Here is a 25,557-nt window from a genome sequence, read left to right on the forward strand (position 1 = left end):
ATTCGCGGTCGCAGCTTGCGCTGCTCCTACAGGGGCCGGCGTGGTTTTCGTCGTATGCGCGATTCGCGGTCGCGGCTCACGCCGCCCCTACCCTAAAGCGGGCACCGCTCAGTGGCTGCGCACCAGGATCACGGTGACGTTGTCCGAGCCGCCGCCGTCCAGCGCGGCCGCGACCAGGCTGTCCACGCATTCCTGCGCGCTGCAGTCGTTGTGCGCGAGCACGCGGGCGATGCTGCGGTCGTCCACTTCCTCGGTGAGTCCGTCGCTGCACAGCAGCAGCTGCATGCCCGGGCGCAGTTCGCCGGTCATGGTCTCGACGTTCAAGTTGCGCGGATCGGTAACCCCCAGCGCCTGGGTGACCACGTTGCGGTGCGGGTGGCTGCGCGCCTGCTCGTGGGTGATCGCGCCGTTGGCGATCAGCTCCTGCACGTAACTATGGTCCTGCGATAACTGCGCCAGCTGGCCGTCGCGCCACAGGTAGACCCGGCTGTCGCCGACCCAGGCCACTTCGAAGCGGCTGCCGTTGACGCGCGCGGCCACCACCGTGGTGCCCATGGGCAGGGCGTCGTTGCGGCGGCGCGAGGTGCGGATGATCTCCTCGTCGGCGATGCGGATGGCCTGGGCCAGCGGCGTGCCGTCGCGCACTTCGCGCACGATGGTCTCGCGCGCCAGCGCGCTGGCGACCTCGCCGTACTCGTGACCGCCCATCCCGTCGGCGACCAGCCAGAGCCCGAGCTCGCTGTCACCGTAATAGGTGTCTTCGTTCAGTTCGCGGCGCAGGCCGACATGCGTCAGGTGTCCGAATTCGATCATGAGTCGGTCATACCGGTCGCGTAGTCGGGGCTCTTCGGGTAGGTATACGGAATCTTCGGCGGCCAGCGGCCGCGCGGCAAGCGCGGTCGCGGACCCTGCCGGCCATGATCGACGTTGCGCGAACGCAACATGACCGGCCGGTCGCGCATCATCTCGCAAAAGACGTGCCGTGCAACACGTTTCAGCGCCGTTTCATGACGTTGCGGCGCAAAAAAAAGCGGGCCCACGAGGGGCCCGCTTTGCAAAACTTGGCGGAGAGGGAGGGATTCGAACCCTCGGTACGCTATAAACGTACGCCTGATTTCGAGTCAGGTACATTCAACCACTCTGCCACCTCTCCGGGTGCAGTGAGCCGACTATGATACGGGCCGCAGGCGCCGACCACAAGGCGGGGCTCCGGGCGGCTACACTGTGGTCCCCCTGAACGAAGCCGACCCCATGTCCGAGATCCTGGTTCCGGTGTCCTTCGGCGAGCTGCTGGACAAGATCGCCATCCTGCAGATCAAGTCCGAGCGCATGTCCGACCCGGCCAAGCTGGCCAACGTGCGCAACGAGCTGTCGGCGCTGGAAAACACCTGGATGGCCCACCCGGCCGCCGGCCACGATATCGTCCGCCTGCGCGCCGAGCTCAAGGCCGTGAACGAGCGCCTGTGGGTGATCGAGGACGACATCCGAATCAAGGAAAAGGCCCAGGCCTTCGACGCCGAGTTCGTGCGCCTGGCCCGCAGCGTCTATTTCGAGAACGACGAGCGCGCCCGGATTAAGAAGGACATCAACCTGGCCCTGGGCTCGTCCTACGTCGAGGAAAAGTCCTACCAGGACTACAAGACCGGCGACTCGCCGCTCTAAGCCGGCCGTTGCGACGGCGCGGCCGCGAGCCGCGATCGCCGCCACCGCCTTTGCCCCGGCGAACGTCTTTCTACACAGCCTGCCCGCCCCCGGTAGCGGCGCCAGCCGCCGTCGCGTGGCGGCCTACGGCCGCGGCCCCTGAGCCGGCGTCCGGCCAACCGGAGTGGCCGGGGCCGGCGACTGCCTGCCCATTTTTCGTCTTCGGCCCCGCCTAAGGTGGCCGCGCTCCGCACCGGCCCGCCCTGGGCGCGGTCGGAGCGGCACCGGCGTTCGCTCCGGCCCGGTCCGGTGCCGGGCGGGCGCCGCCAACGCGGGCGGATCGCGGCCAGGAGGCCGCAGCCCGTTCGACCAATGGATGGACGAACCCAAGGAGCAGCAACGTGAAAAAGGAACACGTGTTAGGGACGATCTGGATGGCGGTCCTGCTGGCGGTGTCGCCGCTGGCCATCGCCGAGGAATCCGAAGCCGAAACGCCCAAGGAGGAGCAGGAGCTCAAGCGCAATCAGTCGGAAACGCCCGAAGCGGTGAAGGCGCACCTGGCCTACGTCGAGGAGTTGGACCGGCGTTATCCGGACAGCTCCAAGGTGGACCCGGAGCGGTTCATGGCCGAGGAAGGCGAGAAGGCCGCGCTGATCTACTGCCGCGCCCTGGGCTTCGAAGGCCCCTGCGAACCGGACAAGGGCCAGTCGGCGTCCGCCCGCGCCGGGTTCGTGGCCCTGGATGTCGACCGCGCCGCGGCCAAGGTCGGCCGCTTCGGCTGGTTCGACTGGCTGTTCAATCTGTTCTACAGCGTCGGCGTGATCCCCGACAAGGCCTCGTGCCCGTCGCCGCACGTGCTGGTGCAGATGCACATGGACGACGAGGACCGGCGCAACGCCAACTCGCGTTGGGGCTGGATCGGCGCGACCGTGTCCAACAACAACACCACCTGGCGCTTCTGCCGCTTGAACTGGGACGCCTCGTTCGCGTTCAAGCCGCTGGCCAACTGGGGCAACCAGTACGACTACGCGGTGCAGAACCTGGGCGTCTTCTGCCCGCCGGGTTCGCGCCGCGTGCTGCGCCGTCACGACAACGAGGACTGGGCCAACGCCAACTGGTCCAGCGGCGGCGTGTATCCCAGCGTCAACCTGATCGGCAACTGGTGGACCTACACCTGCCAGTTCGACGGCGGCACGCCCACGCCGCTGATGTCGTCCTTCCCGACCCTGGGCTTCGGCTACGGCGTGTTCTCGCCGACCAACCTGCCGTGGCCGTACGCGCTGGCCAACGGCTACGTCTACCAGGACGATGAGGACTTCCTCAACCTCAACTTCTGGGCGCTGAGCTGGCCGGACAACGTCATGGGCGGCAGCAACAACACCTGGCGCGGTTTGTCGCGGGTGAAGTAAGCCGCGTACGAGGCAACCACGGCGGCGTCCGCGAGGGCGCCGCCGTTCTTTCATAGCGGCCGGCGTGCGATGTCGAGTCCGACTATCGCAGTTGCATTACTCCACATCCCGTCATTCCGGCGAAAGCCGGAACCCATTTTGCTTTGAGTGCAGCACACCAGCCGAAGCGAAACAAAATCAACATGGGTTCCGGCTTTCGCCGGAATGACGGTGAGAGGAATGCTGGGCAGGATTCGGAGCCGGCGCTCAGGCCGAATCGCGGTCCGCGACGTAACGCTCGAACGCCGCGACCGCATCGTCCACCGTGACCAAATCCATCACGCCCTCGCGCTCGATCTTGGCGCCCCAGCGCAGCTCGGCGGCGGGCTTGCCCAGGTACTTGCGCGCGGCGTCGTCGTAGCGGTCCACGCAGTAGCGGCGGTCGGAATAGGGGCCGCTGCGGGCCGGGTTGCTGGCCGCGTGCAGGCCCAACACCTTGGTGCCCATGGCGTTGGCGATGTGCATGGGCCCGGAGTCCGGGGTGACCAGCAGCGCGGCACGCGCGAGCAGGGCCGGCAGCTGTTTCAGGGTGTCCTTGCCGACCAGGTCCAGCGCCGGCGCGCTCATGGCCGCGAGGATGGCGTCGGTGGTGTCGCGTTCGAGCTGGCTGCGGCCGCCGCACAGCACCACCCGCCAGCCGCGCGCGGCGGCGTGATCGGCCAGGGCCGCGTAGCGCTCGGCGCGCCAGTTGCGCAGGGCGTGGCTGGAACAGGGCGAGATCAGCAGGGCGGGGTGGCCGTCTTCGGGCCATTGCGCGGCCGCCCATTCGTAGGCCTCGGCCGGCACCGGCAGGTCCCAGCGCACCTGGGTCTGGCGCAGGCCCAGCGGCTCGCAGAAGCTGCCGATCGCATCGAGCACGTGGATGCCCGGGCGGTCGGGGATGCGCTCGTTGATGAAAAGGCCGTGCAGGTCCTTGGAGCGCGAGCGGTCGTAGCCGATGCGCCGGCGCGCCGGCACGAAGGCCGACAGCAGGTTCGCGCGCGCGGCCACCTGCATCTGCAGCAGCGCGTCGTAGCGGCGCTCGCCGCCGAGCTCGCCGCGCAGCTGCGTGCGGACCGCGCGCATGCCGGCCCAGCCGGTTTTTTTGTCGTATTCGACGAAATGCACTCCGTCCAGGCCATCGAGCAGGCGCCGCTCGCCCTTGCCGATCACCCAGGTCAGCGCGGTCTGCGGCCAGGCCTCGCGCAGGGTACGCACCAGGGGGACCACATGGGTCGCGTCGCCCAGGGCGGACAGCCGCAGCAGGCAGATCGTACGGGGTGCGTTGTTCACGTGACTTGCTAGACTCCGGCGGATGACGGGCTACGACGCCGCCGAAGGATTGACGCCGTTCCGCGACGACAGCGGCTACGGCGCGATTCTGTTCGACCGCACCCGGGTGCGGCAAGCGAGCCCGGAGTGGTTCTCGCCGGCGTTCTGGGGCGCCAACGCGCGCCCGGTGGACAGCGGCGGCCGCGGCGGCGCCTGGTTCGTCGACGCGCCCTTCGGCCCGACCGTGCTGCGCCGCTACCTGCGCGGCGGCCTGGTCGCTCGTTTCAACCGCGACCGCTACTGGTGGCGCGGCGCCAACCTGACCCGCAGCTTCGCCGAGTTCCGCCTGACCCGCGCGGTGGCGGAAAAGGGCCTGGCGGTGCCGCGGCCGGTGGCCGCCTACTACCGCCGCGACGGCTTCCACTACTACGCCGCGATCCTGCTGGACCGGCTCACCGACGTGCGCTCGCTGGCCGACCGCGCCGCGGTGGCCGGCGACGGCGCGCCCTGGGAAGAGGCCGGCCGCCTGATCGCGCGCTGCCACCGCATCGGTCTGGACCACGCGGACCTCAACGCGCACAACCTGCTGTTCGACCCGACCGGGCGTGGCTGGGTCATCGACCTGGACCGCGGCCACTTGCACATTCCCGCCACCGGCTGGCGCGAGCGCAACCTGGCCCGGCTCAAGCGCTCGCTGCTGAAGCTGCGCGGCGCGCGCTCGGTGGAGGAGGTCGAACGCGACTACGGCCGCCTGCGCGCGGCCTACGACCGCGCCTGGAACAAAGGAACCTGATGAGCTGGCATCTGCGCCTGCACGGCGTCGGCAATGCGTCGGCGGTCGAGCTGGGCTCGGCCATGGCCACCCTGGAGCGCGACGGCGCGCCCTGGCTGACCATCGACTGCGGCGGCGAGGGCCTGACCGCCTACCTGGCGCATTACGGCCAGCCGCCGGACGCGCTCTACATCACCCATACCCACCTGGACCACGTGGCCGGTTTCGAGCGGCTGTTCGTGTCCGGCTACTTCGACCCCGAGCGCCGCGGCCGGATCAAGCTGTACGTGCCCGCGCCGGTGGTGCCGCTGCTGCACCAGCGCGTGGGCGACTACCCCAACGTGCTGGCCGAGGGCGGGGTGAATTTCTGGGACGCGTTCCAGGTGATCCCGGTCGGCGCCGCGTTCTGGCACCGCGGCGTGCGCCTGGAGAGCTTCGCCACCCGCCACCACTGGCCCGACACCGCCTTCGGCCTGCGCCTGCGCGGCAGCGTGGTCTGGACCGGCGACACCCGGCCGATCCCCGAAGCTTTAGCGCGCTACGCCGACGCCGGCGAGCTCATCGCCCACGACTGCGCGCTGCACGGCAACCCCTCGCACAGCGGCATCGAGGACCTGGAGCGCGAATATCCGCGCGAGCTGCTGGCGCGCTGCCTGCTCTACCACTACGCCAGCGCGGCCGAGGGCGACACCCTGGCGGCGCGGGGGTATCGTGTAGGACGGCCGGGCGAACGCATCGCCCTGGCCGAGCCCACCGCCGAACAGGTGCCGCCGTCGTGAGCGCGTTGCCCGAACCGTCGCCGCTGCCGCTGGACGTCCTGGGACGGCCTTTGCGCGATCTGCGGCTGTCGGTGATCGAGGCCTGCAATTTCCGCTGCCCCTACTGCATGCCGGCCGACCGCGTGCCGGACGACTACGGCCTGGACGCGGCCTCGCGGCTGAGCTTCGACGAGATCGAAACCCTGGTGCGCGGCTTCGTCCGCGTGGGCGTGCGCAAGCTGCGCCTGACCGGCGGCGAACCGCTGCTGCGCAAGCGCCTGCCCGAACTGATCGCGCGCCTGTCCGCCATCGGCGGCCTGGACGACCTGGCCCTGACCACCAACGGCGCGCTGCTGGCGCGGCAGGCGCGCGCGCTGCGCGAGGCCGGGCTGCGCCGTCTCACCATCAGCCTGGACGCGCTCGATCCGGCGCTGTTCCGGCGTCTGTCCGGCGGCCGCGGCGAGATCGCCGACGTGCTCGCCGGCATCGATGCCGCCCAGGCGGCCGGTTTCGATTCGATCAAGCTCAACTGCGTGATCCAGCGCGGCGTCAACGAGGACCAGGCGCTGCCGCTGGCCGAACGCTTCCGCGGCAGCGGCCACGTGTTGCGCTACATCGAATACATGGACGTGGGCACCTGCAACGGCTGGGACGCCGCGCGCGTGGTGCCTTCGGCGCAGTTGCGCGACCAACTGCAGCAGCGCTGGCCGCTGCGCGCGCTGGACGCGCACTACCGCGGCGAGGTGGCCACGCGCTACGCCTATGCCGACGGCGCTGGCGAGGTCGGTTTCGTGTCCTCGATCAGCGCGCCGTTCTGCGGCGACTGCCACCGCTCGCGCGTGTCCGCCGACGGCCGCCTGTACACCTGTTTGTTCGCCGCCGACGGCACCGACCTGCGCCCGGCGCTGGCCCAGGGCGAGTCGGCCCTGGCCGAACGCGTGGCCGCGCTGTGGTCGCGCCGCGCCGACCGCTACAGCGAACTGCGCGCCGCCGACGCGCCGCGGCCCCAGCGGCATGTGGAAATGTTCCTGGTCGGCGGATGAGCGCGGTCGCGGCGACCTGCTTATCATGGGTCGCAGCCTGACGGAGTCCGATGTTGAGCACACGATCTACCCCCGTCGCGAAAGCGCGCTCGCCCAAGGCGCACGCCGCACTGACCCATATCGACGCCGCCGGCCGCCCGGCCATGGTCGACGTATCGGCCAAGGCCGCGACCGCGCGCGAGGCCACGGCGCAGTGCCGGGTGAAGTTTCCGGCCGCGGTGGCCGCGCAACTGCGCGCCAGCGGGCTGCGCAGCGCCAAAGGCGGCATCGTCGATACGGCCATCGTCGCCGGCACCCAGGCGGTCAAGCGCACCGCCGAGCTGATTCCGTTCTGCCATCCGCTGCCGATCGACGGCTGCCGCCTGGTCATCGACTGGCACGACCAGACGTCGCTGCGCATCGATTGCACGGTGCGCACGGTGCACCGCACCGGCGTGGAGATGGAGGCGCTGACCGGCGCCACGGTCGCGGCGCTGACCGTGTACGACATGTGCAAGGCGCTGTCGCACCGCATCGTGCTGGGGCCGGCGCGCTTGTTGGCGAAATCCGGCGGCAAGCGCGATTTCCGCGCGGGGCAGGGCGCATGAGCCGGATCACCGTGCTGTATTTCGCCAGCCTGCGCGACGCCGCGGGCCGCGCCGACGAGGTCTTGGACACCGATGCGGCCGACCTGCGCGCGCTGTACGAGGCACTGCGCTTGCGCTACGGCTTCGCCCTGCCGACCGAGCGCCTGCGCGTGGCCATGGACGGCGCGTTCGCGCGCTGGGACGAAGCGCCGCGCGAGGGCAGCGAGGTCGCGTTCATTCCGCCGGTGTCGGGAGGCTGAGACGATGCGCTTCCGCCTGTCCGAAACGCCGTTCGACCCCGCCGCCACGCGCGAGTGGCTGATGCGCGACGAGGCCGGCGCCTACGCCAGCTTCGAAGGCTGGGTGCGCGACCACCACGCCGGCCGTGCCGTGATCGGCCTGCAATACGAGGCCTACGCCGCGCTGGCCGAGCGCGAGGGCGAGGCGGTCATGGCCGAGGCCCTGGAGCGGTTCGCGATCGTCGAGGCGCGCTGCGTGCATCGCGTGGGCGAACTCGGCGTGGGCGAACTGGCGGTGTGGGTGGGCGTGAGCGCCGCGCACCGCGACGCCGCCTTTGCCGCCTGCCGCTACATCATCGACGAGACCAAGGCGCGGGTGCCTATCTGGAAGCACGAGCGCTATGCCGAAGGCGACGCCGGCTGGCTGCACCCGGAGCCATCGCCGGGCTAAAGACTGCGCAGGCATCCGCCCATTCCACAGGTATAACGGAGACCATGATGCGACTTCGAACGCTGGCGCTGTCCCTGTCCCTGATCGCCGCGACCGCACCCGCTGCTGCGGCCGAATTGCTGGTGGGCAACAAGTCCGCCGACACCGTCTGGCGGCTGTCGCTGGACGACGGCCGCAAGCTGGGCGAATTCGCCAGCGGCCAGGCGCCGCACGAGATCGTGGTCGCGCCCGACGGCGCCGGCGCTCTGGTCGCCAACTACGGCGGTCCCCAGCCGGGCAACAGCCTGAGCGTGCTGGACCTGGGCACCGGCACGGCGCGCACGCTGGACCTGGGTCGCCACGGCCGCCCGCACGGCCTGCGCTACCTGCCCGGCGGCCGCGAGGCCGTGGTCACCACCGAGGAATCGGGCCACCTGCTGCGCGTGGACGTGGCCAGCGGCAAGACCCTGGCGGAAATTCCGATGGGCGAGGGGCGCGGCCACATGGTGGCGGTCTCCGCCGACGGCCGCAGCGCCTATGTCACCAAGATCGACCGCGGCACGGTCAGCCGCGTGGACCTGGTCGCCGGCGCCAAGACCGCCGAAGTCGCCGCCGGCGACGGCGCCGAGGGGGTGGCGGTGCGGCCGGGCAGCAACGAGGTCTGGGTCAGCAACCGCGCCGCCGACACCGTGACCGTGCACGACGGCGACAGCCTGAAGGTGCAGGCCACGCTGTCCAGCCCCGGCTTCCCGATCCGCGTGGTCTTCGACGCCGACGGCCGCCACGCCCTGGTCAGCAACGCCCGCGCAGGCACCTTGTCGGTGTTCGACGCGCGCAAGCGCAAACCCGTGGCGACGGTGGCGCTGGCGCGCGAGGGCGTGGAGTACCGCGACACCCTGCTGGGCCGCGCGGCGCTGCCGATCGGCGTGATCGCCGACCCCAAACGCGCGCGTGTTTATGTGGCCATCAGCGGCGGCGACGAGATCGTGGTGATCGACAGCAAACGCTGGAAGCCGATCGCCCAATGGCGCACCGGCCGCGAACCCGACGCCCTGGCGATCGCGCCTTAACGCCTCGCGGTTTCCAGCACCCCCTGGCGTCATTCCGTCGCAAGCCGGAACCGATTTGGACGTTCGCTCTCATCGCGAGAACAACGCAGAGAGAATCGAAATGGGTTCCGGCTTACGCCGGAATGACGGTGAAGGGGAATGCCTCTGTTCGTCGTTCCCGCGAACGCGGGAACCCAGGGCTTCATCCAGGTTGAAGCAGCGTGCCGGGGCCAACTACGGTGAGCGAACGGGAAACCGCAGCGCAGCCCATGATCCATTGCTCGCAAAGCCCCCTGAGTCAGGGGGCGCTCGCGCAGCGAGCGGGGGTTTGGAAGAAACGAGCCGGGGCCCGAGATTCGCGCAACGAATCTTGGGCTTCATGGGCGACGCCCATGAAGGGCGGCGGCCCCGCCGGCTGACCTCGGCGCCCGCGTCAGTCGATACCGTTGCTGCCTTCCGGCCCTGGCGGGGTTTTCGACCTAGCGTCGCGAGGGGCCGACGGGGCCACCATGGACTGGCGCCTTGCGGCGCTGACGTACCGCCGAGGCGGGACGATGGGGATGTGGCGGAGAGAGCGGGATTCGAACCCGCGAAGCGGGGTTTAGCCGCTTACACACTTTCCAGGCGTGCTCCTTCAACCACTCGGACACCTCTCCGGACCTGACCGATCGCGACATCCGGGCGGTTCAGGGCCGCAAATTCTAGCCGTCGCGGCCTGCCGCCACAAGTCGCCGGCTTGCGGTCGCGGCCGCTGCGACCGGGCGTGGCACAATGGAGCGGACCCTGCCGCGACGGCGCCCACCCGGCGCGCGCCGCGGCCGCCGCAGGCCCGCGGCGCTCACCGCAAGCCGAAGGATCCGATGTCCTACCTCGTCCTCGCCCGCAAATGGCGCCCCAAGCGTTTCGCCGAACTGGTCGGGCAGGAGCACGTGGTCCGCGCGCTCACCAATGCGCTGGACTCCGGCCGCGTCCATCACGCCTTCCTGTTCACCGGCACCCGCGGCGTGGGCAAGACCACCATCGCCCGCATCTTCGCCAAGTCGCTGAATTGCGAGCGCGGCACCTCGGCCGACCCCTGCGGCGAATGCAACGCCTGCCGCGACATCGACGCCGGCCGCTTCATCGACCTGCTCGAGATCGACGCGGCCAGCAACACCGGCGTGGACGACGTGCGCGAGGTGATCGACAACGCCCAGTACATGCCCAGCCGCGGCCGGGTCAAGGTCTACCTGATCGACGAAGTGCACATGCTGTCCAAGTCGGCTTTCAACGCGTTGTTGAAGACGCTGGAAGAGCCGCCGGGGCACGTGAAATTCCTGCTCGCCACCACCGACCCGCAGAAGCTGCCGGTGACGGTGTTGTCGCGCTGCCTGCAGTTCAACCTCAAGCGCCTGGACGAGGCGCAGATCGCCGGCCAGATCGGCCGCATCCTCGAGGCCGAGGGCATCGCCAGCGAGCCCGGCGCGATCCGCCAGCTCAGCAAGGCCGCCGACGGCAGCCTGCGCGACGGCCTGTCGCTGCTGGACCAGGCCATCGCCTACACCGGCGGCCAGCTCGGCGACGCCGCGGTGGCGGCCATGCTGGGCACGGTGGACCGCACTCGCGTGGGCGCGCTGCTGCAGGCGCTGGCCGACGGCGACGGCGCGCGGCTGCTGGCCGAGGTCGCGGCGCTGTCGGAGTTCTCGCCCGACTGGGGCGGCGTGCTCGACACCCTGGCCGAGGCCCTGCACCGCGTGCAGGTGCGCCAACTGGTGCCCGATGCGGCGCTGGAGGCCGACGGCGTCGAGGTCGACGCGCTGGCCGCCGCGCTGCGGCCCGAGCTGGTGCAGCTGTGGTACCAGATGGCGCTCAACGGCCGCCGAGATCTGCCGCTGGCGCCGAGCCCGCGCGCGGGTTTCGAAATGAGCGTGCTGCGCATGCTGGCGTTCCGCCCGGCCGGCGGCGACGACGGCCGTGGTGCGGTGCCCGGCGGCGCCGGTGCGGGCGAGTCCACGCGCGGCTCGGCCGCCGCCGCGGCGGCCGCGGCACTGGCCGAACCCGGGTCGCGCTCGGCGCCCGCGCGCATGGACCTGCCGCGCGCCGAAGCGCCGCGGGTTGAAGCCCCTCGCGTTGAAGCGCCCCGCCAGGAATACGTACGCCAGGAAGCTCCCCAGGAGCCCGCACGTCAGGCCGCGCCCCGCCCGGAACCACGCGACGACGCCCCGCCGTGGCCGCGGCCCGAACCCGCCGCACCGCCGCCGCGTCCTGCGCCCGAACCCGAGCGCGCCGCCGCGCCGCCGGTGCGCGAAACCGCACCGCCCGCCGCGCCGCGCGCCCATCACCCCGTGGGCGGCATCGCCGATGCCGACGCCTGGCACGACCTGGTCGCCGGCAGCGGCCTGCGCGGCCCGGCCCGGCTGTTGGCCGAGCACGCCGGTTTCATCGGCTACGGCGAGGGCGTGCTGCGCCTGTCGCTGCCGGCCGACGACGACCACCTGCGCGCCCCGGCGCTGATCAAGATGGTCGCCGACGCGCTGGCGCCGCGCCTGGGCGAGGCGCCGCAGATCCGCTTCGAAGCGGCGCAGTCCGGCGAGTCCATGCGTGAGCGCAACGAGCGCGCGCGCGACCAGCGCCAGGCCTCGGCCGAGGACGCGTTCATGAACGACCCCGACGTGCAGCGGCTGATCTCCCAGCACGGCGCCCGCGTGGTGCCCGATTCCATCCGCCCCTACGACGAGGCTTGAGGATCGCCCCAGGCGTCCGCATTCCTACCGTTATGCCGCCGCTTGCGGGCGGCCACCGACCCACCTCAGACACAGGCAGACCACCATGCGCGGCAACATCGCCCAACTCATGCAACAGGCGCAGAAGATGCAGGAAAACGTGCAGCGCGCCCAGGAAGAACTGGCCAAGATCGAAGTCGTCGGCAACGCCGGCGGCGGCATGGTCAACGTGACCCTCACCGGCCGCATGGAATGCCGCAAGGTGCGCATCGACCCCAGCGTGATCGCCGACCCGGAAATGGCCGAGGATCTGGTCGCGGCCGCGTTCAACGACGCGGTCAACAAGATCAACGCCGAGTCGCAGGCGCGCATGTCCGCCGCCACCGCCGGCATGCCGATGCCGCCGGGCATGAAGCTGCCGTTCTGAGCGGAGCCGCACGATGATTCCGCATTTGGGCTACGTCGCCGTCGCCGTGATCGCCGCGGTGTTCGGCCTGGACCTGTACGCCACCTGGGCGATCTGGCGCGAGCCGGACCTGACCGGCGCGCAGAAGGGCGTGCAGTCGGCGCTGGTGTGGCTGCTGCCGCTGCTGGGCGCGATCCTGTGCATCAACGTGGTGCGCGCGATGAACCGCGAGCCTGCGCCGCGCAGCAACTTCACCACGTCCGAGTGAGCGCGGCCGCCGGGTCCGCCGCCGCATGAGCAGCGCCTTGCTGGAACAGCTGATCGAGGCCTTCCGGGTGTTGCCCGGCGTGGGCCAGAAATCGGCGCAGCGCATGGCCTACCACGTGCTCGAACGCGAGCGCGCGGGCGGCCAGCGCCTGTCCGCGGCCTTGGCCGAGGCGATCGAGCGAGTGGGCCACTGCGCGCGTTGCCGCGATTTCAGCGAAACCGACGTCTGCGCCACCTGCGCCAGCGCCGCGCGCGATGCGCACCTGCTGTGCGCGGTGGAGTCGCCGGCCGACCGCCTGGCGATCGAACAGGCCACCGGCTACCGCGGCCTGTACTTCGTGCTGCAGGGCCGGCTGAGCCCGCTGGACGGCATCGGCCCGCGCGAGCTGGGCCTGGACACGCTGGCCGCGCGCCTGGCCGAAGGCGAGGTGCAGGAACTGATCATCGCCACCAACCCCACCGTCGAAGGCGAGGCCACCGCGCACTACCTGGCGCAGCTGGCGCGCCAGCACGGCGTGCGCCCCAGCCGCCTGGCCCACGGCGTGCCGCTGGGCGGCGAGCTGGAGTACGTCGACCGCGGCACTTTGTCGCATGCCTTCGGCAGCCGCAGCGAAATGGGCCCCTGAGGCCGAACCTCAACAAACCTCAAGTCGGCTGCGCGTAGCGCCGATCCGTCATCCCCGCGAAGGCGGGGGTGAGAGGATGCGTTTGCGAGCCACTGGCTCGCGCATCCACGAACGCCCGAGCGCTATGCGCTCGGGCCGGGGCGCCGCACACTGCGGCCAAGCAATACTCGATGAGACCGGGCTCCGCCTCCGCTGGGACGACCAGCAAAGCTAAACTCCCCGCAGCCCTTACGGAGTTCCACCCTATGGACCCCACCATCTTCGGCAAGATCATCCGCCGCGAAATCCCCGCCGACATCGTCTACGAAGACGAGCACCTGATCGCCTTCCGCGACATCGCTCCGCAGGCGCCGGTGCATGTGCTGTTCGTGCCCAAGGTGCACGTGCCCACCCTCAACGACCTGCAGCCCGACCAGGCCGAGGTCGTCGGCCGCCTGGCCCAGGCCGCCGCGGCCTACGCCAAGCGCGAAGGCTTCGCCGAGGACGGCTACCGCATCGTCATGAACTGCAACGGTCATGGCGGGCAGACGGTATTCCAGATCCACCTGCATTTGCTGGCCGGCGCGCAGTTGGGCCGGTTCGGGACGCCGCATTGAGGCGGTAGAGTCCGCGGCGAGTTGACGGTCGCAATAGCTGTTGCTGTTGCTACTCAGCGCCAACACCGAACTCGCCAATCAATAGCAGACCCGGAGGGCGGCGCACAGGATGTGCGCCGTTTTTCGCTGGCACAGGGATGTGCCATCGAAAAATCCCGGCGACCGCTCCGATCTCGCAAGGGAGCTCTGGCGAAGCGTTTTTCTTTGGTTACTTTCTTTTGACGCCTATCAAAAGAAAGTGACCCGGCCGCTTGCGGACGGAAGCTGTTGCTGTTGCTGCTAACAACAACAGCAAAGGCAAATCCCCCTCGATCCCCCTTTGTCAAAGGGGGAAGACAAGCAAAGGCGGAAGCACAGAGAGAACGAGGGTTGCGACGTAGCTGCGGATTCGCGGTCGCAGCTTGCGCAGCTCCTACGCCGAGGCGAGCGTAGCCATCGTCGCCGCTGCAGGTTCGCGGCAACGGCGTGCGGCAACGAAAAACGCCCGGGGAGACCGGGCGTTTTCGTATGCGTCGTTACGCGCAGGCCGGCTTACCACCAGCCCCACCACGGCCACGGCGCCGGGCGCGTCATCACCACGTCCACCTGCTCGCGTACCGGCCACAGATAGACCACGTCGGCGTCGACCAGCGGGAAGCGGTAGTCGTACTGGCCGATGCGGCGGTTCTCGTAACCGGCGATGCGGCCGGTGAAGGTGACCTCGCGGTTTTTCTCGAACAGCGCCGGATCGTAGAAGCCCGTGCGGCAGGCCAGGAAGCGGCCGCCCACGTCGTCGCTGGCCCAGTAGGGACGGCCGCTGCCGCCCAGCCGGGTCGAGATCATCACGAAGCAGGTGCGGTTGGACTGCGGTTCGACCTCGACCACGCGGCCGCCCCAGCGCACCACCGCGCCGGTGCTGTCGTTGGCCGTGGCCTGGGCCGGGGTGATCGGATTGAATGCGCCCTGCAGCGGTTGCGGCTGGGTGGCGCAGGCGGCCAGCAGGCCGACGCTCGCGGCCAGCAGGACCAGGCGGGGGGCAAGACGGATGTTCATCGGCCTTCTCCATTAGGGCCCGGGCGGTGCGCGCGCAGCGCCCTGATCAGTTCGCGCTTGTCACGGGCGTCGCGCCGCCCGGTTTCGGCAACAGCGTACCGCCAATCGGCGAAACGTTGGCTGAGCGCCGACAGCGCCGGGCCCAGGTCCGGGCGGCGCGCGGCCACCCGCTGCGCCCAGTGCCCGGCCGGCTCGTGCGGTTCGCGTTCCAGCCCCAGCCGGCGGTAGCGCCGGCCCAGTGCGTGCCAGGCGCGCAGCACCGGATCGCGCTCGCGTTCGCCGCGGCTGCTCAGCCAGACCATCCACAGCAGGGTCAGGCCGGCCGCCACACCGAACAACGCTACCAGCCGGCCGGTGTCCAGTTTGTCTACGCCCAGCGGCCGCAGCAGGGTCTGCTGGCGGTTGGCGTCGAAGCCCAGGACGAAGTCGTTCCAGCCGCGCCGGGCCCAGTCGCCCAGGTCGAAGATCGGGGTCGCGCCCAGGCCGCCGAACAGCGCCGCGCCGGGGGCGCGATCGGCCAGGGTGTCGTAGACGCGCTCGGGCGCGACCGCGGCGGTGGGGTCCACGCGCACCCAGCCGCGCTGCGGCAGCCAGACCTCGGCCCAGGCATGGGCGTCGGAACGGCGCACCAGCCAGTAGTCGCCGATCGGGTTGCGGTAGCCGCCGGCATAACCGGTGACCACGCGCGCGGGAATGCCGGCGCCGCGCATCAGCACCACGAAGGCGGAGCTGAAGTGTTCGCAGTAGCCGGCCTTGTAGTCGAACAGGAATTCGTCGACGGCGTGGCGGCCGGGCAGGGGGGTGTCCAGGGTGTAGGCAAACTCGCGGCGCACCCAGCCCAGCGCGCGCTGGACGATCGCGGCGTCGTTGCTGCCGGCCTCGCTGCGCCAGCGCTGGGCCAAGGCCAGGGTGCGCGGGTTGTAGCCGGCGGGCAGCTCCAGCGCGGCGTCGCGCATCACCCGCGGCAGTTGCGCCTGGTAGCGCGCCGGCGGCGCCGAGCGCATGCGCCAACGGGTCAGCGCGGTCAGCGGCTTGGCCACGTACAGGCCGTGGTCGATCGACATGCGCGCATCGCGCGGCGCGCGCGTGGGCAGGTCCAGCGCGACCAACTGGCGGCCGTCGGTGGCTTCCAGTTCGATCTCGTAATCCCAGGCGGCCGCCGCGGGCTCGACTTCGGCCGCGGGCAGGCCGCGGTACCAGCGCGTCTGGGTCCATTCGCGGCCGTCGAAATCCCACAGCACCGGGCCGCGCCAATACATCTGCGGCGGCAGCGGTGCGGGGCCGTTAAAACGCACGCGCAGCGCGGGCGTTTCGTCGTTCATCAGTTCGGCCCAGCCGCCCGGGGTCATGCTGCCGGACAGGCCGGGGCGGCTGACCGCGCGATCGGGCACGCCCCACAGCGGCGTGCCCAGGCGCGGGAACAACCAGAACACTGCCAGTGCCAGCGGCAAGCCGATTCCGACCAGGCGCAGGATCGTCAGCAATCGCCGGGCGTGGCTTTCGTTGCGTTCGCGCTCGCCGGATTCGAATTCGGCCAGCCGCTGCAGCGTGGCCAGCGACAGCAGCGCGCCGATCAGGCCCAGGGTCAACGACAACGGCCCCTGATCGAGCAGGAAGGTGCCGAACGGCGCGAACAGGGCGAAGCCGATCAGGCTGCGCGCGTCGCGCAGGCTCGCGGTTTCGGCCGGCTTGATCGCCAGCATGGCCGCGAGCAGCGCGCAGCCGGTATCGCGGCCCAGGCCGAAGCGCATCTGCACCAGCACCGTGCCGATCAGCAGCAGCGCCAGCAGCAAACGCACGAAACCGTTGAGCGGGCGCCGCCACGACAAGGCCGCGATGACCACGCCGCAGGCGGCGATCAATACGGCCATGCCCGGTTGCAGTTGCAGCAGCAGCGGCAGCAGGCAGGTGGCCGCGGCCAGCAGGGTCCAACGCCGGCTGCTGGCGTCCAGGGCGGGCGAGGACGCGCGCTTAGCCATGCGGCAATAGCGCCAGCGCGCGCAGGCAGGCGTGGCGGTGCTGCGCACCGCTGCCGGGGCCCAGTTCGGGCTGGCCGGGCAGGCGCAGGCGATAGCGGCGCCCGTCGCGTTCGGCTTCGTCGACCCAGCGCGCCAGGCGGGCGATGCGCGACTCGTAAGCCATCGCCGGCAACTGGCCCCAGTCCAGCACCACGTCGGCGCCCAAGGGCTGTTCGTACTCGCGCACCAGCAGGGCGTCGCGTCGCGCCGAGGGTTTCCACGCGATCGCGCGCCGCGCGTCGCCGGGGCGGTAGGCGCGCAGGTGGTGCACGTCGTCGCCGCTGGGGTGCAGGCGGCTCAACACCTGATCGCCGCTGCCGGCCGGCAAGGGCGGCCCGTGCGCTTCCGGCGCGGGATACACCAGCAGCGGCGCGTCGGCCCAGACGTAGCCCCAGGCGCGCGCCAGGCCCAGCGGCCGCGTGGTCGACACGCGCAGGCGCGGCAGCTCGAACCAGCCGCGGCGCTGGGTGGCGAAGGACAGTTCGGCCTGGCCGCTGCCGCCGTCCAGGTCCAGACGCGCATCGGCGTCGGAGTCGCCGTCGTCGTCCACGCGCAAACCGCGGCGCGCGCGCTCGGGGCCGGCCTTGGCGTGCACGCGCACCTGCAGCGGCTGGCCCGCGGCCACGGGTTCGGCATCCAGCGCGACCACGCTCAGCCCGGTGAGCTGCATCTGCGCCGCGATCAGGCTGGCCAGGCCGGCGCCGGCGAGCAGCAGCGCCAGCAGCAGCGCGGGGTTGTTGTTGTAGTTCAGCGCGCCCATCAGCATCGCGCACAGCAGCACCGCGAAGAACAGGCCGAAGCGCGTGGGCAGCACGTAGACGCGGCCGCGATGCAGCAGCGCGGGCAGGGCTTCGGGATCGCGCGGACGTGCGAACTTGCGCAGCCGTGCGCGCAGCCCGGACCACGGAGCGGCCATGGCGCTCAGTCCACCGGCACCGCGTGCAGGATGGCCTTGGCCAGCGCGCCGTCCTGACCGGCGTCGGCATCGGCCACCAGGCGATGCGCGGCGACATGGGTGAACAAGGCTTGCACGTCTTCGGGTACGACGTGGTTGCGGCCCAGCAGCAGCGCATAGGCGCGCGCCGCGCGCAGCAGCGCCAGGCCGGCGCGCGGCGACAGGCCCACGCGCACGCCGGGATGGCGGCGGCTGCGCGCGAGCAGCGATTGCACGTAGGCGATCAGGCTTTCGCTGGCGTGCACCGCGGCCACCGCCTGGCGCGCGGCGATCACGTCGGCGGTGCCCAGCAGCGGCGAGGTCTTGGCGATCAGGTCGCGGCGGTCGGCGCCGGCCAGCAGGTCGCGCTCGGCGGCCTCGCCGGGGTAGCCCAGCGCCAGGCGCAGCAGGAAGCGGTCGAGCTGCGAATCCGGCAATGGATAGGTGCCGGCCAGATCCACCGGGTTCTGGGTGGCGATCACGAAGAACGGATCGGGCAGGGCATGGCTGGTGCCGTCGACGGTGACCTGGTGTTCGGCCATCGCTTCCAGCAGCGCGCTCTGGGTGCGCGGCGGCGCGCGGTTGATCTCGTCGGCCAGCAGCACCTGCGCGAACACCGGGCCGGGGTGGAACTGGAAGCCGCGCGAGGTCGGGTCGAACACCGACACGCCGACCACGTCGGCCGGCAGCAGGTCCGAGGTGAACTGCACGCGCTGGAACTCCAGGCCCAGGGTCGCGGCCATCGCGTGCGCGAGCGTGGTCTTGCCCAGGCCGGGCAGGTCCTCGATCAGCAGGTGGCCGTCGGACAGCAGCGCCACGAACGCCAGCCGCACTTCCTGCGGCTTGCCCAGCACCAGGCCGTTGACTTGCGCCTGCGCGCGTTCCAAGGCGCCGCGCAGGCCATCGGTTAGCATGGATGCGGTCGTGGGGGATGCCGCCATCGTGCGAATCTCCTGGGGGTGGGAACACCGGACAGCGCGCCGTGGAGCGCGGCTGCGGTGGAGCGGAGCTGATCGGGCGTGGTCCGCATCGGTCGGTCAGAGTGTAGCGAGGTCGCGAGTCGATGCGGGACGGCGTGGTGCAGGACGGCGTAGTGCGGCACGAAAATCGCGAGCACGCGATGCGCCGCGCATTCTGGTGTCTATGGGCGCTGGCCTTCGCGTTCAAGGCGGCCATCGCCGCGCGCCTGCCGTTGTTCGTGGACGAGGCCTTCTACTGGTGGGAAAGCCGCCATCCCGCCGCGGCCTATTCCGACCTGCCCGGGCTCACCGCCTGGCTGGCGCGGCTGGGCACGGGCCTGGGCGGCGAGCACCCGCTGGCGCTGCGCGCGCCGTTCCTGCTGATCGCCGCGGCGCTGCCGTTGCTGGTGCGGCGCATCGCCGCGCGCGAGTACGGCGAACGCGCCGGCAGCATCGCCGGCTGCTTCGCGATCCTGCTGCCCTTGGGCGGCACGCTGGGACTGCTGGCGTTGCCGGACGTGGCGATGACCCTGGCCACGGTGCTGTGCGTGGACGCGGGCGCGCGCCTGCTGCGCGGCGTCAGCGCCGGCGCCGCGCTGGAATTGGCGGCGGGCCTGGCCATCGGCGCGCTCAGCCATTACCGCTTCGCTGCGGTGATCGGCATCGGTTTTCTGGCGCTGCTGTCGCTGCCCGCCGGCCGCCGCGCGCTGCGCGATCCGCGCAGCATGATCGCCATCGCCATCGGCGCCGCGGCCTGGGCGCCGCTGGTGTGGTGGAACCTGGAGAACGCCGACGCGGGCTTGCGCTTCCAATTGGTCGACCGCCATCCCTGGGCCTTCCATGCCGACGGTTTGTGGTTCGTCGCGATCCAGGCGGTGCTGGTCACGCCGCCGTTGTTGTGGGCGCTGGCGCAGGCCGCTTGGCGCGGCCGCGACGACCGCGCCGAGGCCACGCGCTATTTCGCCCGCCTCGGCGGCTGGGTGGTGCTGGGCTTCTTCGCCCTGGGCTTCTTCGCCGATCGCGACCGGGTCAGTTTCCACTGGCCGCTGCCGGGCTACTACGCCCTGCTGCCGCTGCTGCCGGCGGTGCTGGACGGCTGGCCGCGCTGGGCGCGCCGTCTGAGCTGGATCGCCGCGCTGCTGGCTCTGCTGTCCACGCTGGGCTATTACGTGGCGGTGTCGGTGCCCAGCGTGCGCGCGCTGAGCGCGGCGGAAAAGTGGTACCCGTCCAACTTCGCCGGTTGGGACGAACTGGCCCGGCGCGTGCGCGAGCGCCAGGCGCGCATGCCCGCGGGCACGCGCGTGCTCGCCGACAACTTCAAGCTCGGCGCCGAGCTGGGTTTCGCCCTGGGCGATGCGCGCATTGCGGTGCTGGACCATCCCTTGAACCACAAGCACGGCCGCGCGCCGCAACTGCGCTTGTGGGGCCTGCACAGCGACGGCGGCCGCGACTGGGACGCGCGGCCCACGCTGTTGGTGGTCGGCGCCACCGACGTGGAATACAAGCATCTGCTCGACCGCTACCAGACGCTGTGCGCGCTGCTGGGTCCGTTGCCGCCGCCCGAGGCGATCAACATCGATCACGGCCGTCAGCGCTTCCTGCTGTTCGCGCTGGACCGGCCGCGCAGCGGCGACTGCACCGCGCCGGCGATGGCCTGGATCGATGCGCCTCTGCCGCGCAGCGAACTCGGCCGCCGTTTCGCATTGCGCGGTTGGGCGTTCAAGGACGGCGTGGGCGTGGCCCGGGTGGAGGCGACGCTGGACGGCCGCGTCGTGGGCGAACTGCGTTACGGCCTGCCGCGGCCCGACGCGGCTGCGTATTGGGCGCGCTCGCGCGATGCGCAGCAGCCGAACGTGGGGTTCGAAGGCGAGATTGCGCTGGACGCGAGCGTCGCGCCGGGCCGGCATTGGCTGGGCCTGCGCCTGCATGGCCGCGACGGCAGCGTCGAGGATTGGCCGCAGCAGCCGGTGCAATTGCGCGACTGACAGGCGGATGCGCTCGCGCGCGTCCGCCCGCAAAACTTATTCCTGCGGCACCACGTTGACGTAGCCGCCGGCCGCCGCCACCGCGGCCCAGAATTCGGGCTTCTTCTTGAACGCGCGATCGAGCAGGCGCTCGCCGCCGGCGCGGTCGCCGTTCATCAGGTAATAGGCGCCGATCTCGGCCAGTTGGGTCGAGTCGTTGGGATTGGCGTCGGCGTAGCTTTGCAGCAGCGGCCTGGCGCGTTCCCATTCGCCGGCTTCGCGGTAGACCCGGCCGATGCGGAACAGGTCGCTGCTTTCCGGGTCGTCGGCCAGGATCGCGTCGAAGATCGCCTGACCCTCGGCCTTCTGTCCGCCCAGGTAGTAGACGCGGCCGATGGCGATGCGCTCCCAACTGCCCTTGCCGGCCAGGGTCTTGGCGGTTTGCAGCAGCGCGTTGGCCGCCTCTTGCGGCGCGCGTTCGCGATAGGAGGGCGTGGCCGCCTTTTGCGCGGCGTAGCCCACCGCGATGCCCGAGACGAACAACACCCCCGCGACCGCTGCGGTACGGATCTTCATGCTGGTTTTCCCCCTGTTGGAGGCGCCAGCATAGCCAAGCCCGCCGCGCTCAGGGCAGGGCGTAGCCGGCGGCGCGCAGCAATTTCGCCGTGGCGATCAGCGGCAGGCCGATCAGGGCGCTGGGGTCCTGGTTGTCGATGGCCTCGAACAGGGCGATGCCCAGGCCTTCGGACTTGAAGCTGCCGGCGCAGTCGTAGGGCTGCTCGGCGTCGACATAGCGCTCGATCTCGGCCACCGACAGCTCGCGAAAGCGCACCACCGTGGTGTCCAGGGTCTGCCGCGAGGGCTGGCCGGCGCGGGCCAGGCACAGGCCGGTCAGAAAGCGCACCTCGCGCCCGGACATGGCCTGCAGCTGGGCGATGGCGCCGGCGCGGCCGCCGGGCTTGCCGATCGGGCGGCCGTCGAACTCGGCGACCTGGTCCGAGCCCAGCACCCAGGCCTGCGGCGCGCGCGCGGCCACGTCCTCGGCCTTGGCCACGGCCAGGCGCAGGGCCAGCTCGGCCGGCGCCTCGCCCGGCCGCGGGGTCTCGTCGACCTCGGGGCGGGCGGTGGCGAAGGACAGCCGCAGGCGCTGCAGCAGCTCGCGCCGGTAGGCGGAGGTGGAGGCTAGGATCAGTTCCATAAGAATCAGCCCAGGCGGGCGCGCTCGATCTGGTGCAACTGCTGGTCGATGCGCTGGCGGGCGTGGTCGATCTGGGCCCTGACCTCGTCCAGCTGGCTCAGGCTGGCGGTGCGGCCGTGGTCGCGCAGCCACAGGCGCTGGCGCAGCATCTCGCGCATGGCCTCGCCGACCGGGTCCAGGCTGTCGTCGCCGGTGACGGCCTCGATCTCGTTGCGGGCGTCGCGCAGGCGCGCCTCCAGGGCGTCGGCGGCGTCCAGCAGCTCGCGCACCGCGCGCTGGCGGCGGGCGGGGCCGCGGCTCAAGCTGAACGCGATCGCGGCGGCCGCCAGGACGGCCAGGAGCAGGATCAGGGCGGTGGTCACGGGCGATCGGTCGGGCGTGGGGCCGGGCAGGGACGAAACCCCGAGTCTGAGGCCGCGGCCGGGGCGGCGGCAAATCGCCGCCGGGGCGGGCTTTCCGGTTTGACATCAGAGGCTTGGGTCTCTAACATTCCGCGGCTTATGTCAGCGGACGTGCCAGCGGGGCGGGTGCCCGAGGTTCTCGATGCCTGGCGCCTGGTGGCCGCAAGGCGCGGCGTCGCAGGGCGCGTGCCGCTGGCGTCGCTGACCCGGCTGCAGGGCAGCCTGCTCGATACCGAGGGTGACGTGACGTTCTCGCTGGATTTCGGCAGCGACGAACTGCAGGTGCCCTACGTCGAGCTCAAGGCCGAAGCCGAGCTGCCGCTGCTGTGTCAGCGCAGCCTGGAACGCTTCCTGCTGCCGGTGCGCATCGTGCAGCGTCTGGGCTTGATCCGCGATGAGGCGGACGAGGCCGCGCTGCCGCCGGGCTACGAGCCGTTGCTGATGCCGGAAGACGGCATGCTGCGGACCGTGGAACTGGTCGAGGACGAATTGATCCTCGCCGTACCGGTGGTGCCGATGGCACCGGGTTCGGAGGCGGTGGAGCAGGAATGGGCGGCCCCCGCGGCCGAACAGGAACGCGCCAACCCTTTCGCGGCCTTGTCGGCGCTGAAGAACAAATCGAATTGATCCACCGGGGCGCGGCGGTTACCGACGGCGCTCCAATAGTTTCCACAGTTTCTCTTGGAGCAAGACCATGGCTGTCCAGAAGTCCCGCGTTTCCCCGTCCCGCCGCGGCCAGCGCCGCTCGCACGACGCCCTGACCAGCAAGCAGCTGGCCACCGATCCGACCACCGGCGAGACCCACCTGCGCCACCACGTCACCGCCGACGGTTACTACCGCGGCAAGAAGGTGATCAACACCCAGTCCAAGGTCGTCGACGAAGAGTAATCTTCGCCACGCCCGCCGTGCCGCGCGCCCGCACCTGCGGCGCGCGCAGGCGCGCCGACGCTCCTGCTGAGGACCAGCACGCGCCTTACCGGCGCGAGGACTTGCGGCCGTAACGGCGGGGCTTTGCATTGCACCGCCAGCGCGGCTGGCGGTTCGACTGGCGCGGTTCCGCAGCGGAGTGGTGATGACTGAGCAACGCAAGCAAGACAGGATCTTTTCCCGCATCGCGGGCACCGGCAGCTACCTGCCGGAAAAGGTCCTGACCAACGAAGACCTGTCCAAGATCGTCGATACCAGCGACGAATGGATCGCGGCCCGCACCGGCATCCGCGAGCGTCATGTCGCCGCCGAAGGCGAAACCACCGTCGACCTGGCCTACCACGCCTCGCTGCGTGCGATGGAAGCCGCCGGCGTGACCGCCGACCAGATCGACCTGATCGTGATGGGCACCACCACGCCCGACCTGATCTTCCCGTCCAGCGCCTGCCTGCTGCAGCACCGCCTGGGCGCCAACGGCTGCCCCGCCTTCGACGTCAACGCCGCCTGCTCGGGCTTCGTTTACGCGCTGACCGTGGCCGACAAGTTCATCCTGTCCGGCGCGGCCAAGACTGTGCTGGTGGTGGGCTCGGAAACCCTGACCCGCATGATCGACTGGACCGACCGCGGCACCTGCGTGCTGTTCGGCGACGGCGCCGGCGCGGTCGTGCTCAAGGCCGACAGCGAGACCGGCATCCTCAGCACCCACCTGCACGCCGACGGCGGCAAGAAGGAACTGCTGTGGAACCCGGTGGGCGTGTCGGTCGGCTTCAAGCCGGAGCTGGAGAACGCCGGCGTGAAGGTGCTGATGACCGGCAACGAGGTGTTCAAGCACGCGGTGAAGGCGCTGGACAGCCTGGTCGACGAGACCCTGGCCGCCAACGACCTGGACCGCCACGACATCGACTGGCTGATTCCGCACCAGGCCAACCTGCGCATCATCGAAGCCACGGCCAAGCGCCTGGACATGCCGATGGAGCGCGTGATCGTGACCGTCGACCGCCACGGCAACACCTCGTCGGGCTCGGTGCCGCTGGCGCTGGACGAAGCGGTGCGCTCGGGCCGCGTGCGGCGCGGCCAGCTGCTGCTGCTGGAAGCTTTCGGCGGCGGTTTCACCTGGGGCTCGGCGCTGATCCGCTACTGATCCGCCGCGCCTGTGCGATATCGAAACGCGCCCGGTGTTCCGGGCGCGTTTTTTTTCGCCTGCGCGCAGGGCGCGACTGCCGCAACGCGTCACGATACGCGCGGGTACAGACGCTGACGGCGTTTGCCTCGTATCATGCCGGTCCGTTATTCGCTTGGACCGGCGCTCGCGCCACGACTCGATGAGCCAAACCTCTCTCGCCTTCGTGTTCCCCGGACAGGGCTCGCAATCGCTGGGCATGCTGGCCGAGTTGGCCGAGCTGCACCCGTCGGTGCGCGAGACCTTCGCCGAAGCCAGCGACGGCGCCGGCGTGGACCTGTGGGCGCTGAGCCAGGGCGGCCCCGAGGACATGCTCAACCGCACCGAATACACCCAGCCGGCGCTGCTGGCCGCGGGCGTGGCGGTGTGGCGCCTGTGGCAGTCGCGCGGCGGCGCGCGTGCGGCCGTGCTGGCCGGCCACAGCCTGGGCGAGTACACCGCCCTGGTCGCGGCGCAGGCCTTGTCGCTGAAGGACGCCGCGCATCTGGTGCGCCTGCGCGGTCAGTTCATGCAGGACGCCGTGCCCGCGGGCAGCGGCGCCATGGCGGCCGTGCTCGGCGCCGAAGACGCGCTGGTCGAGGACGTCTGCGCCGCGGTCTCCGGCAAGGAAGTCGTGGTGCCGGCCAACTACAACTCGCCGGGCCAGATCGTGATCGGCGGTCACGCCGGCGCGGTCGATGCCGCGCTGACCCAGCTGGCCGAGCGCGGCGTGCGCAAGGCGGTCAAGCTGGCCGTGAGCGTGCCCTCGCACACCCCGCTGATGCGCGATGCCGCCAACCGTCTGGCCGAAGCCATGGCCGGTCTGGCCTGGCAGGCGCCGGCGCTGCCGGTGGTGCAGAACGTCGACGCCCAGGCGCACGATCAGGTCGAGGCGATCCGCGATGCGCTGGTGCGCCAGCTCTACCTGCCCGTGCAGTGGACCGGCTGCGTGCAGGCCCTCGCCGCGCGCGGCGTCACCCGCGTCGGCGAATGCGGCCCCGGCAAGGTGCTGGCCGGCTTGGTCAAGCGCATCGACAAGTCGCTGGATGCGCGCCCCCTGGGCGGCGTGGGCGATTTCGACGCCGCCCTGGCCGACTGGGCCTGAGCCCGGCCGAATCCCCTCACCGCGAGCCGCGCGGCTGCGCGTCGGGCCCGTTTCGGGCGATGATC

At 71.0% G+C, this 25,557-nt stretch carries 28 protein-coding genes, 2 tRNA genes and 1 other RNA gene; 19 read left to right on the forward strand and 12 right to left on the reverse strand.

The window, feature by feature from the left end:
- Positions 1-108: 108 nt before the first annotated feature.
- Positions 109-813, reverse strand: a complete 705-nt coding sequence (locus DX914_RS01780) for a PP2C family protein-serine/threonine phosphatase (RefSeq protein WP_115857357.1) — start codon at positions 811-813, stop codon at positions 109-111.
- Positions 814-1,062: 249 nt separating this feature from the next.
- Positions 1,063-1,153, reverse strand: a tRNA-Ser gene (locus DX914_RS01785).
- Positions 1,154-1,251: 98 nt separating this feature from the next.
- Between DX914_RS01785 and DX914_RS01790 the strand changes: the two genes are divergently transcribed.
- Both DX914_RS01790 and DX914_RS01795 read left to right on the forward strand, forming a co-directional pair.
- The gene (locus DX914_RS01790; RefSeq protein WP_115857358.1) at positions 1,252-1,662 is read left to right on the forward strand and encodes a DUF6165 family protein; all 411 of its coding nucleotides are present in this window, start codon (positions 1,252-1,254) and stop codon (positions 1,660-1,662) included.
- Positions 1,663-2,042: 380 nt separating this feature from the next.
- On the forward strand, positions 2,043-3,050 hold the full coding sequence (locus DX914_RS01795) for a hypothetical protein (RefSeq protein ID WP_147300563.1): 1,008 nt from the start codon (positions 2,043-2,045) through the stop codon (positions 3,048-3,050).
- A 246-nt stretch (positions 3,051-3,296) separates the two neighbouring features.
- Here DX914_RS01795 and DX914_RS01800 read toward each other — a convergent pair whose 3' ends face one another.
- The gene (locus tag DX914_RS01800; RefSeq protein ID WP_115857360.1) at positions 3,297-4,361 is read right to left on the reverse strand and encodes a glycosyltransferase family 9 protein; all 1,065 of its coding nucleotides are present in this window, start codon (positions 4,359-4,361) and stop codon (positions 3,297-3,299) included.
- A gap of 22 nt (positions 4,362-4,383) precedes the next feature.
- Between DX914_RS01800 and DX914_RS01805 the strand changes: the two genes are divergently transcribed.
- From DX914_RS01805 to DX914_RS01835, 7 genes are read left to right on the forward strand one after another with little or no spacing between them, the layout of a single operon-like run.
- The gene (locus DX914_RS01805; RefSeq protein WP_115857361.1) at positions 4,384-5,133 is read left to right on the forward strand and encodes a 3-deoxy-D-manno-octulosonic acid kinase; all 750 of its coding nucleotides are present in this window, start codon (positions 4,384-4,386) and stop codon (positions 5,131-5,133) included.
- Positions 5,133-5,891: an MBL fold metallo-hydrolase gene (locus DX914_RS01810; RefSeq protein ID WP_115857362.1), complete on the forward strand. Its 759-nt coding sequence runs from the start codon at positions 5,133-5,135 to the stop codon at positions 5,889-5,891. The genes DX914_RS01805 and DX914_RS01810 overlap by 1 nt, the downstream gene beginning before the upstream one ends.
- Positions 5,888-6,913, forward strand: a complete 1,026-nt coding sequence (moaA, locus tag DX914_RS01815) for a GTP 3',8-cyclase MoaA (protein ID WP_115857363.1) — start codon at positions 5,888-5,890, stop codon at positions 6,911-6,913. The genes DX914_RS01810 and moaA overlap by 4 nt, the downstream gene beginning before the upstream one ends.
- A 53-nt stretch (positions 6,914-6,966) precedes the next feature.
- Positions 6,967-7,500, forward strand: a complete 534-nt coding sequence (gene moaC, locus DX914_RS01820; RefSeq protein ID WP_269204234.1) for a cyclic pyranopterin monophosphate synthase MoaC — start codon at positions 6,967-6,969, stop codon at positions 7,498-7,500.
- Positions 7,497-7,739 (forward strand): MoaD/ThiS family protein, encoded by a 243-nt coding sequence (locus DX914_RS01825; RefSeq protein ID WP_115857365.1) that lies wholly within the window; start codon positions 7,497-7,499, stop codon positions 7,737-7,739. The genes moaC and DX914_RS01825 overlap by 4 nt, the downstream gene beginning before the upstream one ends.
- Before the next feature lie 4 nt (positions 7,740-7,743).
- Positions 7,744-8,169, forward strand: a complete 426-nt coding sequence (locus tag DX914_RS01830; protein WP_115857366.1) for a molybdenum cofactor biosynthesis protein MoaE — start codon at positions 7,744-7,746, stop codon at positions 8,167-8,169.
- A 47-nt stretch (positions 8,170-8,216) separates the two neighbouring features.
- On the forward strand, positions 8,217-9,218 hold the full coding sequence (locus DX914_RS01835) for a YncE family protein (protein ID WP_147300564.1): 1,002 nt from the start codon (positions 8,217-8,219) through the stop codon (positions 9,216-9,218).
- 384 nt (positions 9,219-9,602) lie between these two features.
- Here the strand turns inward: DX914_RS01835 and ffs are convergent.
- Together ffs and DX914_RS01845 are read right to left on the reverse strand one after the other, a co-directional pair.
- An RNA gene (gene ffs / locus DX914_RS01840) (signal recognition particle sRNA small type) lies at positions 9,603-9,699 on the reverse strand.
- A 61-nt stretch (positions 9,700-9,760) separates the two neighbouring features.
- Positions 9,761-9,853 (reverse strand) — tRNA-Ser (locus DX914_RS01845).
- 204 nt (positions 9,854-10,057) lie between these two features.
- Here DX914_RS01845 and dnaX point away from each other — a divergent pair.
- The 5 genes from dnaX (at position 10,058) to DX914_RS01870 (ending at position 13,794) form a co-directional block, all read left to right on the forward strand.
- On the forward strand, positions 10,058-11,920 hold the full coding sequence (gene dnaX, locus DX914_RS01850) for a DNA polymerase III subunit gamma/tau (protein ID WP_115857368.1): 1,863 nt from the start codon (positions 10,058-10,060) through the stop codon (positions 11,918-11,920).
- 85 nt (positions 11,921-12,005) lie between these two features.
- The gene (locus tag DX914_RS01855; RefSeq protein ID WP_115857369.1) at positions 12,006-12,326 is read left to right on the forward strand and encodes a YbaB/EbfC family nucleoid-associated protein; all 321 of its coding nucleotides are present in this window, start codon (positions 12,006-12,008) and stop codon (positions 12,324-12,326) included.
- Positions 12,327-12,339: 13 nt separating this feature from the next.
- Complete coding sequence (locus DX914_RS01860) at positions 12,340-12,573, forward strand: hypothetical protein (protein WP_115857370.1); 234 nt, start codon at positions 12,340-12,342, stop codon at positions 12,571-12,573.
- Between the two features lie 25 nt (positions 12,574-12,598).
- Positions 12,599-13,198: a recombination mediator RecR gene (recR, locus tag DX914_RS01865; protein WP_115857371.1), complete on the forward strand. Its 600-nt coding sequence runs from the start codon at positions 12,599-12,601 to the stop codon at positions 13,196-13,198.
- Positions 13,199-13,443: 245 nt separating this feature from the next.
- A complete protein-coding gene (locus tag DX914_RS01870; RefSeq protein WP_115857372.1) occupies positions 13,444-13,794 on the forward strand; it encodes a histidine triad nucleotide-binding protein in 351 nt (116 codons plus the stop codon).
- A 531-nt stretch (positions 13,795-14,325) separates the two neighbouring features.
- On the opposite strand, the gene DX914_RS01875 is transcribed toward DX914_RS01870, so the two are convergent.
- Genes DX914_RS01875 through DX914_RS01890 form a run of 4 tightly spaced genes read right to left on the reverse strand, consistent with a single transcriptional unit; the run spans position 14,326 to position 18,719 of the window.
- Positions 14,326-14,826 carry a Slp family lipoprotein gene (locus tag DX914_RS01875; protein ID WP_115857373.1) on the reverse strand — a complete coding sequence of 167 codons (501 nt, stop codon included), beginning with the start codon at positions 14,824-14,826 and terminating at the stop codon, positions 14,326-14,328.
- A complete protein-coding gene (locus DX914_RS01880; protein WP_115859091.1) occupies positions 14,823-16,805 on the reverse strand; it encodes a transglutaminase TgpA family protein in 1,983 nt (660 codons plus the stop codon). Before DX914_RS01880 ends, DX914_RS01875 begins: the two co-directional genes overlap by 4 nt.
- Entirely contained in the window at positions 16,798-17,760 is a 963-nt protein-coding gene (locus DX914_RS01885) for a DUF58 domain-containing protein (RefSeq protein ID WP_115857374.1), read from the reverse strand. Before DX914_RS01885 ends, DX914_RS01880 begins: the two co-directional genes overlap by 8 nt.
- Before the next feature lie 5 nt (positions 17,761-17,765).
- Entirely contained in the window at positions 17,766-18,719 is a 954-nt protein-coding gene (locus DX914_RS01890) for an AAA family ATPase (RefSeq protein ID WP_115857375.1), read from the reverse strand.
- Between the two features lie 152 nt (positions 18,720-18,871).
- Here DX914_RS01890 and DX914_RS01895 point away from each other — a divergent pair, with 152 nt between their 5' ends.
- A complete protein-coding gene (locus DX914_RS01895; RefSeq protein ID WP_425480649.1) occupies positions 18,872-20,722 on the forward strand; it encodes a glycosyltransferase family 39 protein in 1,851 nt (616 codons plus the stop codon).
- 36 nt (positions 20,723-20,758) lie between these two features.
- On the opposite strand, the gene DX914_RS01900 is transcribed toward DX914_RS01895, so the two are convergent.
- From DX914_RS01900 to DX914_RS01910, 3 genes are read right to left on the reverse strand one after another with little or no spacing between them, the layout of a single operon-like run.
- Positions 20,759-21,277: a tetratricopeptide repeat protein gene (locus DX914_RS01900; protein WP_115857376.1), complete on the reverse strand. Its 519-nt coding sequence runs from the start codon at positions 21,275-21,277 to the stop codon at positions 20,759-20,761.
- Positions 21,278-21,326: 49 nt separating this feature from the next.
- Positions 21,327-21,899 carry a Maf family protein gene (locus DX914_RS01905; RefSeq protein WP_115857377.1) on the reverse strand — a complete coding sequence of 191 codons (573 nt, stop codon included), beginning with the start codon at positions 21,897-21,899 and terminating at the stop codon, positions 21,327-21,329.
- A 5-nt stretch (positions 21,900-21,904) separates the two neighbouring features.
- Entirely contained in the window at positions 21,905-22,261 is a 357-nt protein-coding gene (locus tag DX914_RS01910) for a hypothetical protein (RefSeq protein WP_115857378.1), read from the reverse strand.
- Positions 22,262-22,399: 138 nt separating this feature from the next.
- Here DX914_RS01910 and DX914_RS01915 point away from each other — a divergent pair, with 138 nt between their 5' ends.
- From DX914_RS01915 to fabD, 4 genes are all read left to right on the forward strand, one after another.
- The gene (locus DX914_RS01915) at positions 22,400-22,927 is read left to right on the forward strand and encodes a YceD family protein (protein ID WP_115857379.1); all 528 of its coding nucleotides are present in this window, start codon (positions 22,400-22,402) and stop codon (positions 22,925-22,927) included.
- Between the two features lie 67 nt (positions 22,928-22,994).
- Positions 22,995-23,189, forward strand: coding sequence for a 50S ribosomal protein L32 (gene rpmF / locus DX914_RS01920; RefSeq protein WP_115857380.1), 195 nt, complete (start codon positions 22,995-22,997; stop codon positions 23,187-23,189).
- Positions 23,190-23,373: 184 nt separating this feature from the next.
- Positions 23,374-24,369, forward strand: a complete 996-nt coding sequence (locus tag DX914_RS01925; RefSeq protein ID WP_115857381.1) for a beta-ketoacyl-ACP synthase III — start codon at positions 23,374-23,376, stop codon at positions 24,367-24,369.
- A 181-nt stretch (positions 24,370-24,550) separates the two neighbouring features.
- Entirely contained in the window at positions 24,551-25,492 is a 942-nt protein-coding gene (gene fabD / locus DX914_RS01930; protein WP_115859093.1) for an ACP S-malonyltransferase, read from the forward strand.
- Positions 25,493-25,557: the final 65 nt, after the last annotated feature.

The sequence above is a fragment of the Lysobacter silvisoli genome, from assembly GCF_003382365.1.
Classification (GTDB): domain Bacteria; phylum Pseudomonadota; class Gammaproteobacteria; order Xanthomonadales; family Xanthomonadaceae; genus Lysobacter; species Lysobacter silvisoli.